Below are 13,957 nucleotides of genomic sequence, written 5' to 3'. Positions count from 1 at the left end.
AAGTATACAATAGACGAAGAAAGAGTAGTTGGTTATCAAACAATAGTTAAAGGTTATAATTTAACAAATAGATTATTACCACCGCCACCAACTCCAAGATTACCAAGAACAGGATTAACAGATAGTGGACTTGGAGGAGTAGGAGCAATAATTTCTGTATTAGCTCTATTTGTAATAGGTAGAAAAAAATATCTAAATTAATTATTACATTATGTAGAGTAATAAGAATAAAATTCTTAGGTGATGTAAGGTCCCTCAGAGTTGGACAAAATATTTAATTATAATTAATATAAAATTTCAACTTCAAGTTGAATAAGTTTTATTACTTTTAGCGAGTTTTATTCCCTAGAGTATGTTTTAGATTTTTAAGGCTTATTTGTCAAAGGTTCGAAGATGACGAACTCTTTGATAAATAGGTATAAAATCTAGACTCTAGGAGGGAATAAAACTCGCTTTATTTATACAGTTTTCATGGTTTGATCTGTAGCTTACTGGACTTAATCCATATAATTTCACTTTTATTCGTTTATTATTGTATCATTCTATGTATTTGAGTACTGTTTTTTTTAGTTTGTGTTCATTTTTAAATTTTTTCTCACATCTGCAAACTTTTTCTGATTTCATTATTTCCAAAAAATTAATGGATTGCTGTGGCTATTAAATTAGTAAAGTTTTATATTTTTGAGGTGTTTCATTTAACTATAACATAACGTAAAATTCTTTTTTGATTATTTTAGTTTGGGTAGAATTTGTTATTTTGTATGTTTAGAGTGGTATATTGTGTTTGAGAGAGTTATAGCAATGTGATATAATATTGACATAAAAATGAAAGTATTATTTTGAAAGTAGGAAGTTTTCTGATAAAGGGGTGATTAAATGAGTGAAATCTTAGACGGTGAAGTAGAGGGTAAGGTAAGCGAAGTCACTAGTTCGGGATTGTTTTTAAATCTTGCTAATGGTAAAAAGGCTTTTTTACCAAAGGAAAATATGCATATCGGCAAGAAGAAAAAGTTAGTAGATATTTTTTCTGAGGGTTTTGTTATTAGGGGGAATATATTATCAAAGAAAAAGGATTATTATGTCCTGACTCAAAAGGAAATAAAAGTTGATAATAATAAAGAAAAAAAAGAGTTGCAAGTAAAAAATAAAAAAACGAAACAAAAAAATAAAGAAAGTGTTTCGGGAAATAAACTCGCAAAAATTTCTCACAAAGTTGTAAAAATAGAATCACAAGGAGAAGATAAATCTGATAAAAAAGATAATAACCAAGAAAAAACAACGCTAAAAGATTTGAAAAAGTTGCAGTATATTGGAAATATGAAAATCTCTGTTGGTCGTGGGAAGAAATCTAATATAAGCAAATTAGCTGAAGAAAAAGAAGAAATTTTGGAACTTTTACCAGTTCCAGAAAATTTTTTGGAAAATATAATTTCTACAACGGCTAGTGCGAGTAAGAGATTTTCTGATATTAAGGAAGAGTTACGTAAAAGAGGATATTTGGATGAAAATTAATATTTTATGGGAAAAGACTGATAGAATAGCTCTTGGTTTATCTGGTGGTGTAGATTCGATAGTTTTATTTCATCTTTTAGCAACAGAATATAAAGATACGTATAAAGAACTCGTGGTATTTCACATTAATCATGGTCTCCGTAAAGAGTCGTATGAGGAAGCGGAGTTTGTTGAAAAGTTCGTTAAAGAATATGATGTGAAGTTTTATAAAAAAGAACTTAATATGATAGATGTGCAAAGGGATAATCATATTTCTGAGGAAATGCTGGCACGGGAGCTTAGGTATAATGCTTTTTCTGAAATGGCAAAAAAGGAACAGATAATAAAAATATTGACGGCTCATCATAAAAATGATCAGGTAGAGAATATTTTGATGAGGATACTAAGTGGTCGTAGTATGGATTATAATTTGGCTATCGAAGATAGGACTACTATAGCGAACTTAAGTGTTTTAAGACCCCTTCTTGGTAACTTGAAAAAAGATCTTGAATGGTATGCTAAAGAAAATAATTTGAAATATTTTATAGATGCTTCAAATTTTGATACGGATTATACAAGAAATAATATAAGGCATAATATAGTTCCTCTTTTGGATAATGTGAATAAGGCGAGCTTTGATAATCTTATTAATTTTGCTAATTATTATCAAAATGTAAATGCTCATTTAAGGGAGAAAGTTCTTTCGGAAATAGAGGATTATATATGTAAGATTGAAAAGGATAAAGTAACTTTTGAGAGGAAAAAACTTTTATCACTTTATCCTGAGGAGATATATTTTATTTTTAAGGATATTTTTGGGCGATATTTTAATATTTATAATATAAAACAAAAAGCGATATTTGGTGTAATAGATGCTTTGAAAGGTAATTTTGGGAATAAAAGTTATGATTTGAAAAATAATTTAAAAATAGTTAGTGAATATGATAGTATATATATTCATAAAATTGAAAAAAAATGTTATAATGATAAGATAGAATTAATTATAGATGAAATTGATGAAAAAAAAGTGTATGGATTTCATCAGAGTAAATTTCTAATATCAGCTAGTGCTAATTTTGCCGAGGTAGGTTTCAATAAAGAGGACCTACCACTTCACATTACTTCAAGAAAAAATGGGGATGTAGTTCGCCGTGGAAATATTAATAAAAAACTTTCTCGACTTTTTATTGATGAAAAAATTCCAAATGAGTTGCGTGATAAGTTGCCTGTTGTCAGAAATAAGAATGAAGAGGTTTTGGGGGTTTTAGGTATAGGAACTAGAGTTAATAAAAACAAAGTTTATGATTACTATATAAAAATGAAAGGATAGAAAAGTGGAAAATTTAAAAAAGGATATAGAGAAGATTTTATTTGATCATAACGAAATTGTGGCTGCGAGTAAGAGAGTGGCTAAGCAAATAGAAGAGGATTATAAAGATAAGGAAAAAGAACCTGTGCTTGTTTGTACTTTAAAAGGTGCACTACCTTTTATGGCAGAGCTTATGAAACATATTGACATTCACGTTGTTACTGATTTTATGGATGTTTCTAGTTATCATGGTGGGACTAGTTCGTCAGGAACTATTAAAATAAAAAAAGATGTGGGTATGGATATTGAAGGTCGAGATGTTATTATAGTGGAAGATATCGTTGATACAGGTAGAACACTTAAGGCTCTTATTGAAACTCTTAAAGCTAGAAATGTGGCTTCTGTTACTTGTGCATCTTTGGTCGATAAACCAGAGGCAAGAATTGTAGAAGTGCAAGCTGATTATATTGGAGTGGAATCACCAAATGAGTTTTTGGTTGGATTTGGTTTGGATTATGAAGAAAAATATAGAAATCTTCCATATATAGGTGTGTTAAAAAAAGAAATTTACTCATAAAAGTTTATAATTTATAAATGTGACCCAGCTTCGTATTATATTTTGTAGATAATACAAAATTGTAAGTTGATTGTTAAATTTAAGAAATTATATTAGGTTACAAAATATATAAAAGAAATTTTAGTCAAAATTAGTCAAAACTTTAATTAAATTTAAAGTAAAATATGTTAAAATAAGGTACTTGTAGAAAATAGATCAGGAGGTAATCTTTCTATATGAACAATAGGAAAAGACAAAACCCTATTCTGGGAATGCTTGCGCTTATAGTTATAGCACTTGGGCTATTTGCTTATTGGCAACAAGATTTACCAGGAACAACTGAAAAAATAAATTATGCTAAACTTGTTCAAAATATCAATGAAGATAAAATAAAAGAAATTAGTTTGCAAAGAAAAGATGAAAATTATAATGTTAAAGGGACTTTTACAGAAGGAAATAAGAATTTTGAAACGATAGTTCCTGCTAGTGATAGTGAAATACAAAAACAAATTAATGATAAAGCAAAAGAAGGAAAACTTAGTGTAGTTGAGTATAAACCAGCAGAAAAAACAGGGGTTATACTTCAATTCTTAGGAAATATTATACCATTTATTTTGATGATGGGGCTTTTAGTATTCTTTATGTCACAAATGCAAGGTGGCGGTGGAGGTAAAGTAATGAACTTCCAAAAATCAAAAGCTAAGAAAATTGATGGTAATGAAACTAAGGTAACATTCGCAGATGTGGCTGGTGCTGATGAGGAAAAACAAGAGCTTGCGGAAATGGTAGAGTTCTTAAAAGATCATCGTAAGTTTACAAAAATGGGTGCAAGAATTCCTAAAGGTGTCTTATTAGAGGGACCTCCAGGAACTGGTAAAACATTACTTGCTCGTGCAGTAGCTGGTGAAGCGAAAGTTCCATTCTTCTCAATTTCAGGTTCTGACTTCGTTGAAATGTTCGTTGGGGTTGGGGCAAGTCGTGTGCGTGATTTGTTCAAAGAAGCTGAAAAAAATGCACCATGTATTATCTTTATAGATGAGATCGATGCAGTTGGTCGTAAACGTGGTAGCGGAGTTGGAGGAGGAAACGATGAACGTGAACAAACTCTTAACCAACTTCTTGTAGAAATGGATGGATTCGATGGTGAAAAAGGTATTATCGTAATTGCAGCAACTAACCGTGCTGATGTTCTTGATAATGCACTTAGAAGACCAGGACGTTTCGATAGACAAATTAAGGTTTCAACTCCTGATGTAAAAGGACGTGAAGCGATTCTTAAAGTTCACGCGAAAAATAAACCACTTGCTGAGGGTGTAGATCTTCGCTCTTTAGCAGAAAAAACTCCAGGATTCTCCGGAGCGGATCTTGCTAATATTCTAAATGAAGCGGCACTTCTTGCAGCACGTGAGAATAAAACGAGCATTGAAAAAGCTGAGTTAGATGAGGCTATGGATAGAGTAATTGGTGGACCTGCAAAACGTAGTAGAGTATATACTCCAAAAGAAAAACGTTTAGTAGCATATCATGAAGCAGGACATGCTATTGTAGGTATGGTATTAGATAGTGCGGATAAAGTTCAAAAAGTTACTATTATTCCACGAGGGGATGCTGGTGGATACAACTTGATGATTCCAGAAGAAGAAAAATACTTCCAAACTCGTACAGATTTAATTGATAAAATTTGTGGATTGTTAGGTGGTCGTGCAGCAGAGCAAATCTTCTTTAACGAAGTTTCGACAGGTGCACACAATGACTTTGAAAGAGTGACAGCAATCGCACGTGCAATGGTTACTGAGTATGGTATGAGTGATACAGTTGGACCAATGCAAGCTCCATTCCATGATCCATATGGTGGACGCCAATTATCAAGTATTGGTAACTATTCTGAAGAAATGTTAAAAGAAATTGATGTAGAAGTTCGTAAAATTATTAACGAATGTTATGCAAAAGTTCTTCACATTATAGAAACACACAGAGAGCAACTTGAACTTGTAGCACAAACTCTTATTGAAGTAGAAACTATTGATAGAAAAGAAATAGTTGCATTGTATCAATTTGGAAAAATGCCAAATGACCTAGACGAAAAAGAAGCAGAGCAACTTGATAAAGTAGTTAATAAAAAGTACTATGAAGAGCAAGCTAGACTCCAAAAAGAGAAAGAAGAACAAGTAATTGATGTGGAAAGTAAAGAAGTTACTCAAGAAGAATCTTCAACAGTAGAAGATTCTAAAGAATAATTATCTTAAAAAAGTTTTATAGTTAGATAGAAGTATAAAGAAAATGCTAAGCAGAAAAGATGCTTAGCATTTTCTTTTTTTGGAATGGGAGAGTTTATAAATTATATTTTACAAAAATCATAGCTAGTTATTCAAAAATTAAGTATATCTAAGTTTAAAAAGTTAAAATGAAATTTGATAATATACAATATGAAAAAATAAAATTATTGAGTAGTCAAGAAAGATGTAGGAAGTAGCTGACCTAAAAGCTAAAGAGGTTGTAAAGATTTTACAAGTGTTATTTGGATAAAATCTTTTGCTTAGTATCACATATCTAACTGTATTGACTATAATAAAGCCATTTAATTGGAGGAGAAATGAAGTATTTAACAAATGAAGAAGTAAGAAAAGCTAAGAAAAACATTAGCAAAGTAAAACCATATAAAACTACTAAGGAAATTATTTTTTCTAATATTTTTACTTTTTTTAATGGAATGATATTGGTACTTGCTGCTTTTGTGGCAACTACATTAAGATTTGAGAATTTGCTTTTTGTGGGAGTTATTGCGATTAATACATTAATTGGTATTTATCAAGAGGTTAAATCAAAAAATGCTTTGGAAGAACTAAGCCTACTGGGAAGAAGTAAGTATAAAGTTAATCGTGATAATGAGGTGGTAGAAGTTGATTCAGAGGATATTGCTTTGGGTGATTATTTGCATCTTAATCTTGGTGATCAGGTTCCAGTAGATGCGGTAATTATTGAAGGTAATATTGAAGTGGACGAATCTTTACTAACTGGAGAGAGTGATAATATTTTTAAAACTGCTAATGATAATTTAATGAGTGGGAGCAATGTTGTTAGTGGTAGTTGTTTGGTTCAGGTTGTAGCTGTTGGAGATGACAGTTATATTAATAAACTTGCTAAAAGTACAAAAGAATTTAAAAAATATCCATCAAAACTTAGAGATTATATGGATGCAATTTTAAAAGTTATTTCTGTTCTTTTAGTTCCGGTTGCTATACTTCTTTATGTAAGAGGGCATAGCTTGGGACGTAGCTATGTTGATATAGTTCTTAGTAGTGCAGGGGCTTTGGTAGGAATGGTGCCAGAAGGATTGATTTTGTTAGTAAGTGTTTCTTTAGCGGTCGCTGCTATGAAATTGGCTAGAAAAAAGATTCTTGTTCAAGAACTTTACTGTGTAGAAACTCTAGCACGTGTTGATGTACTTTGTTTTGATAAAACAGGGACAATAACAACAGGAAATATGAATGTGGTAGAAGTTAATGATGAGGTAGCCAAAAATCTATCAAGCTACTTAGCGTATTTTGATGATGAGAATGCAACTTCAAAAGCATTAAAAAAATATTTGAAATGTGAAAAACAGTGGGAAGTAGCAGAGTTAGGTGCGTTTTCTAGTAAAAATAAATATTCATATATTCAATTAGAAGATAAAGGAACTTATTTCTTTGGGGCTTATGAATTTTTAGGTTTTAGTGAACCTATGGCGGCTCATTATGAGGATTTAAAATCGCAAGGGTTTAGAATTTTATCCTTAGCGTATACAGAAGAAAAAACAAAAACACCAACTAATATGAAACTTATTGGGCATGTTGTGCTTTCTGATGAAATAAAAGAAAATACTAAAGAGACTTTTAAATATTTTGAAAGCCAAGGAGTTAGTGTAAAGATAATTAGTGGTGATAATCACATAGCAGTGCTTGGAGTTGCTAAAAAGGCTGGCTTCAAAGAAGAAGCACGTGCTATAGATATGACGACCGTAAGTGATAAAGATTTTGAAAGAGTTGTTTTGGAAAATGATATTTTTGGTCGTGTAACTCCAGAACAAAAGCAAAAAATGGTAGAAGTTTTGCAGAAAAATGGGAAAACTGTTGCTATGAGTGGGGATGGAGTTAATGATGTGCTAGCTCTTAAAAAAGCGGATATTAGTTTTGCGATGAATGGTGCGACTAGTGCGGCTAAGAGTGTGTCTAATATTGTATTTTTAACTGATGATTTTGGAGTATTTTATAATATTCTTATGGAAGGTCGTCGTGTTATAAATAATATTCAAAAGGTTGCATCATTATTTTTGACAAAAACTTTTTTCTCAATCGTATTTTCTATAATAAGTGTGATTTTTGCGTTGGAGTTTGCTTTTATTCCAATTCAATTCACTATAATTTCGGCAATAACTATAGGTATACCATCATTTTTCTTAACATTTGAATCGAATAAAGAAAAAGTAAGTGATCATTTTATGAGAGATATTCTTACTAATGCTGCAATAGGTGGTGGAGTTTTAGTGGCCAGTGTACTTTTAACAAATATAGTAATAACTGACCCAGCTCAATTTAAATTTATTTGTTTTGTATTGGCATTAATAAACGGAATGTTTATGGTTGCTAAAGTAAGTTTACCACTAAATAGATATAAATTAGGATTGTTAATAATATTAGGTCTTGCGGCGATTGTTGGAGTATTTGTTAACATGATTATTCTAAATCATAAATTTACACCACTAGGTTTAAACCAGATTTTATACATAGTTGCAGTAGGATTTGTTATAGCTGTTATTCATTTCTTAACGAAAAGAAGAAAATTAGTATAAGAATAAAAAATATAAAAGATTTTATAATGAATGTAGACAATAAAGAAAGAGTGAGTTACATTTGTTGAAATAAAATTGTTTATAAACACAAGAGGATTTTTGTAATATTCTCTTGTGTTATTTTTGTTTATTAGACATATTTAATTTATTATATCTGACAACCTTATTGATTTTTCTGAAAATATAATATAAAATATAGAAACATGGTTTAAAATTACTTAAAAATTTATAGACAAGGAGTTTAAAAAATGAAATTTTCAAGGAAAGTGGTAGCAGGAGTAACTACTGTATCTCTATTATTAGGGAATGTGAATGTGTTTAATTATGAGGCGAATTCGAAAATTATCTATGCGGAAAATAAGGTGGATGAACGGGAGTTATCCAATGTACCTAAGAGTGATGAGCACAAGTTCGCAAATAACGAAAAAGTAAATGTTATAGTGAAATTAAAAGAAGATAATGTAGACCCTGGAAAATTAAAAACTGTGGAAGGGAGAAAAGAAAGAGAAGAGAGTACGAAAACCTCACGTGAGGTAGCGTTAAAAGAAATTAAAAGTAAAGGAATTAATTACGAAAAATTATTTGAGTATAATTTGTTAATAAATGGTTTTGCATTAGAAACTACATATGAAAATGCAAAAAAAATTCAAGCATTAGATTGTGTAGAAACAGTTGAGTTAAGTGTGGCTTATGAGAAGCCGGAATTATCAGAGACAAGGGAGAGTGAATCTTCTCTTACTGGAAGTAATTATGGAGAAGCTATTGATAGTTATAACTTAATTAATATTCAAGGTCTTTGGGATAAGGGGTATCGTGGGCAAGGTAGAGTTATAGCGGTATTAGATTCTGGATTAGATCCTGATCATGAAGTTTTAAGACTTAGTGATGCTAGCAAGGCAAAGTATAAAACAAAAGAAGAAATAGAAAGAGTGAAAAAAGAGGCTGGTATTGATTATGGTCGTTGGTATAGTGAAAAATTACCGTTTGCTTTTAACTACAATGATTGGAGTAATGATATAAAACAAAGTATAGTAAGATCACATGGTATGCATGTGGCTGGAACAGCGGTAGGGAATCCAAAAGAAAAATCTCCTAATGGGCAATATATTTCTGGAGTAGCACCGGAGGCTCAACTTATTTTTATGCGAGTTTTTTCTGAGTCTAAAAATTCTGGAACAGAATCTTACATTTATGCTAAAGCAATAGAAGATGCAGTAAAACTTGGAGCTGATACAGTGAATTTAAGTTTAGGTTCTCCATCTGGTTCTGTTGTGGAAGTAGGTGATGCGATTGAAAGTGCTGTGAACTTGGCAAAAGCGGCTGGAGTGAATGTGGTTTCTGCCGCAGGGAATAATGCGTATTTTTCTAAGGGATACGGTTATGCAACACCAAAGGCAGAAAATCCAGATTATGGTGTTGTAGGTAAACCATCTGTGGCAAAAGATGCGATTTCTGTAGCGAATATTAGCAATAGTGTTTTAAATAAGGAAATAGCAATTATTCCTCAGTTAGAAAATAATGAAGACTTTAGCAATGGACATATGCCAATTTATACTTATACTAAACTTTTTGATAAAAAAGAATATGAGTATACGTTCGTTAATAATGGAATGGAAGCTGACTACAATGGAAAAGATATGACGAATAAGGTTGCACTTATTCAACGTGGTGGTAATAGTTTTGAAGATAAGGTGCGTATTGCTAAAAGAAAAGGTGCTTTAGGTGCAGTTATATTTTTCAATGAAGGTGATGCAATTTATAATCTTACACTTAATGGTCAAGATAAAGATTTTCCAGTAGTAACTACGGATTATAAATTCGGTAATGAACTGGCTAGTCATGAACAAGAATATAAAATTTTATTTAATGGTGGTTGGGATATTGAATCTAATTCTAACAGAGGTTTTATGGCTGAATCATCAAGTTGGGGAATGAGTGTTGATGGATACTTAAAACCAGATATCACTGCTCCAGGGAATGATGTTATATCTTCATTTAATAATAATAGATTTGGTTTAAATAGTGGAACAAGTATGGCATCACCCCATGTTGCGGGTGCTATTACACTTATAAAGCAAGTGCTTAGTGAAAGATTTCCTGATTTAAATGGAGATGAATTGCAAAAACTTGCGAAGCATTTAGTTATGAGTACAGCAAATCCAAATTATAATTCTAATTCAAAAGCGTATACTTCACCACGTCAACAAGGAGCTGGAGTTTTGGATGCGTATAAAGCTGCTTATGGTGATTTATATGTGACTGGGGAAAATGATTATGGTAGTATAAGTTTAGGAAATGTTGGAGATAAATTCACTTTGAACTTAGTGTTGCATAATTTATCAGATAGTGAAAAAGAATTATATTATGCTACACATCTAAATACAGATGAAGCATATGATGAGAGTGCGGGAGCTGATTGGAAAGGATTTTTGAGTTTAAAACCTAAATTTCTTAAGCAGTCAGAATGGGAAACTATTACTGTGCCAGCCAAAGGAGAGACAAAATTATCTATTGTAGTAGATGCAACAGAATTTGCTGAAGAATTACAAAAAGTATTTACCAACGGTTATTATCTGGAAGGTTTTGTAACATTTTATGATGCGAATGATAGCAGTAATAGTATGACGGCGAGTATTCCTTATGTTGGGTTTAGAGGAGAATTTCAAAATTTACCAGTTATGGAAAAACCGATATATGAAATGAAAAATGGGGAAAGACCGACTTATGAATATAGTTTTACAGCAGAGCCTAATAATTGGGATTCACTAACAGAATTAAATGTTACTGGACTGCTTACTTTATATAAATCTAATGGAAAAAATATTATAACGTTAGCAGGAGCATACATAGATCCATTAACAGACAAAAGATTTTTTGGTGAAAAAATTGCATTTTCTCCAAATGGTGATGGCATGTATGATGAAATCGGAGCAAGAGCCGTATTCTTAAGAGCATTTGAAAATCTTAAACTTACAGTTTATGCAAAAGATGATGTTGAAAGAAAAAATCCTTTATATGAAAAAGGGAATGCTTATGGTAATAAAAATTATTTCAATAATACTAGTAAAAAACATACAGGACTCGCAGTAACTAATTGGAAAGGTGAAGATAGCAATGGGAATCCATTACCAGATGGAGAGTATCAATATGTAATAAGTTATAGCTCGGTGGTTAGTGGTGCGAAGATGCAAGAGACGGTTTATGATGTTGTTGTTGATAGAAAAGCACCGAAAATAACAGGAGCAAATGGTGGGGACTACGATGAAGCTACAAGAAAATTCACATTATATCCGGTTGTAGAAGATGGTAGTGGAATATTCTATAAAAAATTAAGTTATGGAAGCACTATAATCCAACCTAATGAAGATGGTACTTACACAATTCCTGAAGGAGTGGAGTTGAAAGATATTATGTTAGAAGTTAGTGACTTTGCACATAATATTGATAAAATTAGTTTGGCTAATGTAGAGAACAATGGTAAGGGTAGTGTTGAGGTAAATGTTGTTGGAAAAGATGGAACTGGGAATTTCTCTCGCCGATTAAGGTATAAAATTACTAATGAGCAAGGTGAAGTTGTAGGAGATGACTTTACTAAAAACGGTAAGACCTACCAAGCACTACCTTTTGGAAAATATAAACTTCAAGTAGTTTTATCGGATGAAGATTTTAAAATACTAAGTCCAAAAGAAGTAGAGTTTGAGATTACAGAGGATAATCCAACTAAAGAAGTAGAATTTAGGGTTGAAGAGTTGGAGAAAAATGAATTAGAGGTAAGTTTTGATAAAAAAGTTCCTACTAATACAAAAGTGTATGCAGTGGCAGAAGATGGGACAAAAACATTATTACCGGAGAGTTTATATGGAAAAAATGCTTTCCAAAAACGTTTAACTAATGGAAATTATACTATTCAAATAGAAATGCCGGAGGGATATAGACCATCAGAAAATAATTTTGAACTTGTTGTCAAAAATGGGCATAATAAAAAATCTATAACATTAAATGTAGAGGAAAGAGTAGCTAGTGTAGAGACTACAGAAAATTCTAATCTTCAAGGGTTGGTAGAATTTAGTGAAAATAAACTTTATAGTAGCTATAGATTAGTCGTTAAAGAACCAACTGATGAAGAAAAAGAAAATATTAGAATAAAATTACAAGATGGTGGAGTAGATCTTACTAAATATGATTTGGAATTTTATGATATTTATTTAGTTGATAAAGACGGAAATGAAGTTAAGGTAGATGGAACAAGGAAAGTAAGTTTATCTATGAACCGTGCTCCAGAGAGCTTCTTCCATGAAAAAGACGGTGAGTTAGTCCCAGTGGATAGCCCGAAATATGCTGAGGGAAAACTAACATTTTTAACTGATAGCTTTAGTAATTTTGTTGCTTTAGTCTCGAAAGATGAGCCAGTAGAAGAAAGGCAAAAAGTTAATAAGGTAGAATTGGAAAAATTGGTTGAAGCTGACAAAGGTATAGAAGAAACTGATGAATATAAAAATGCAAGTATAGAGGCGAAAGAAAGATACAATAACATAATTTACAAAGCAAAAGAGTTATTAGGAAATGAGGAGGCAACGCAAATTGCAGTGGATAAAATGGTAGGGGATATTAACGTAGCAAAAACTGATTTGATAACTTCTAAAAAGTTAGAAACTCCAAAAGAGGTAGATAAGTCTGAATTGTTAGAAGAATTGTCAAAAGTAGAAAATATTCAGACTACGATTAAATTCAAAAATGCAGCCAATAATAAGAAAGAAGAATTTAAAAAAGCTGTAGAAAAAGCGATTGGTGTTGTAGAAAATAAAGAGATATCTGAAGAAGAAGTAAGTGCAATAGTGGAAAAATTAAGAGAGGCAATTAATGCTTTAGATGGGAAAGAAAGTAATTCGGTAGATAACCAAAACAATATTTCAGAGAAAAATCAAAATAAAGAAAAAAATTCTGGGGAGAATTTAGAAAAAAACACAAATAAAATAAATGAAGAAAACACTAATACGCCTTCAGGAGATAATACGGTAAAAGATTTCGAAAACTCAAATAAAGACAAAAATGCAAGTGTAGATTCTAAAGAGAATACAGATCAAAATAACAAAGACAATCTAAATGATAAAGTAGAATCAAAAGTTGATGATAATCAGAAAAATCATTTTGTTGGAAGAAATGATGAAAAACCACAGGTAGATAAAAAAGAGTTGAATAAACAACTTGTTAATTTGGCAGAAGTTTTGGAACAAGATAGTTTTAAAAATGCAAGTGAAGAAAATAAAACAACTTATTTAGAAGCGGTAAAAGTTGCACAAGAAATGTTGGCAAGTTCAGATGCAACACAAGAAGAAATTGATAAAGCGTTGGAAAACTTAAAAGAAGCTGAGCAAAAAGTTACTAAAAAAACATTTAGAAGTCTACTAGGTTTAGGTAGAGTAAATAAAGAGAAAACACCAGGTTTAGATGTGTTAAATGGTGAAAATTCAGGTAAGGTGAAAAAAACATCAAGTTTAGCGAAAACTGGTTTGGAAACTTCTTCAATATCGTTGTTAGTATTAGTGATTTTAGGTTTTATACTAGTGATATTTAGAGAAAAATCTAGTAAATAATATGATAGAAAAAATAAGTTTATAAATAAAAATGTAGCTAAAGAGATTTGATTTTAAAATCTTTTTAGCTACTTTTATGTGAAAAAAGGAGATTTTTTCTTGAGTTATTAATCTATTAAGTAATAAGAAAAAGTTGGGGAAACTTATAAAATAGAATATAGAATTGGTATGTGAACGAA

The 13,957-nt window shown here is 31.2% G+C and carries 7 protein-coding genes; all 7 read left to right on the top strand.

The genetic code is table 11. The features are described from left to right. The coding region (locus tag H612_RS09100; RefSeq protein WP_035500299.1) for an LPXTG cell wall anchor domain-containing protein at positions 1-201 on the top strand (201 nt) is incomplete at its 5' end. 675 nt (positions 202-876) lie between these two features. Next, positions 877-1,512 (top strand): S1 domain-containing protein, encoded by a 636-nt coding sequence (locus H612_RS0104130; RefSeq protein WP_027130306.1) that lies wholly within the window; start codon positions 877-879, stop codon positions 1,510-1,512. Beyond that, positions 1,502-2,821 (top strand): tRNA lysidine(34) synthetase TilS, encoded by a 1,320-nt coding sequence (tilS, locus tag H612_RS0104125; RefSeq protein WP_027130305.1) that lies wholly within the window; start codon positions 1,502-1,504, stop codon positions 2,819-2,821. The genes H612_RS0104130 and tilS overlap by 11 nt, the downstream gene beginning before the upstream one ends. Positions 2,822-2,825: 4 nt before the next feature. Next, a complete protein-coding gene (gene hpt / locus H612_RS0104120; RefSeq protein ID WP_027130304.1) occupies positions 2,826-3,377 on the top strand; it encodes a hypoxanthine phosphoribosyltransferase in 552 nt (183 codons plus the stop codon). 215 nt (positions 3,378-3,592) lie between these two features. Then, on the top strand, positions 3,593-5,593 hold the full coding sequence (gene ftsH / locus H612_RS0104115) for an ATP-dependent zinc metalloprotease FtsH (RefSeq protein WP_027130303.1): 2,001 nt from the start codon (positions 3,593-3,595) through the stop codon (positions 5,591-5,593). Positions 5,594-5,949: 356 nt separating this feature from the next. Continuing rightward, positions 5,950-8,184 carry an HAD-IC family P-type ATPase gene (locus H612_RS0104110; protein ID WP_027130302.1) on the top strand — a complete coding sequence of 745 codons (2,235 nt, stop codon included), beginning with the start codon at positions 5,950-5,952 and terminating at the stop codon, positions 8,182-8,184. 248 nt (positions 8,185-8,432) lie between these two features. Beyond that, positions 8,433-13,778, top strand: a complete 5,346-nt coding sequence (locus H612_RS0104105) for a S8 family serine peptidase (protein ID WP_027130301.1) — start codon at positions 8,433-8,435, stop codon at positions 13,776-13,778. The last annotated feature ends 179 nt before the right edge of the window (positions 13,779-13,957 follow it).

Origin of the sequence: Gemella cuniculi DSM 15828 (assembly GCF_000425665.1) — a bacterium.
Classification (GTDB): Bacteria; Bacillota; Bacilli; order Staphylococcales; family Gemellaceae; genus Gemella; species Gemella cuniculi.
The sequence above is the reverse complement of the archived record's forward strand: the minus strand, read 5'-3'. Positions and strand labels throughout refer to the sequence as shown.

Excerpts from the sequence above, each read along its gene's own strand:
- ftsH (WP_027130303.1), top strand. The coding sequence starts at position 3,593 with ATGAACAATAGGAAAAGACAAAACCCTATTCTGGGAATGCTTGCGCTT.
- H612_RS0104105 (WP_027130301.1), top strand. The coding sequence starts at position 8,433 with ATGAAATTTTCAAGGAAAGTGGTAGCAGGAGTAACTACTGTATCTCTA.
- tilS (WP_027130305.1), top strand. The coding sequence starts at position 1,502 with ATGAAAATTAATATTTTATGGGAAAAGACTGATAGAATAGCTCTTGGT.
- H612_RS0104110 (WP_027130302.1), top strand. The coding sequence starts at position 5,950 with ATGAAGTATTTAACAAATGAAGAAGTAAGAAAAGCTAAGAAAAACATT.
- H612_RS0104130 (WP_027130306.1), top strand. The coding sequence starts at position 877 with ATGAGTGAAATCTTAGACGGTGAAGTAGAGGGTAAGGTAAGCGAAGTC.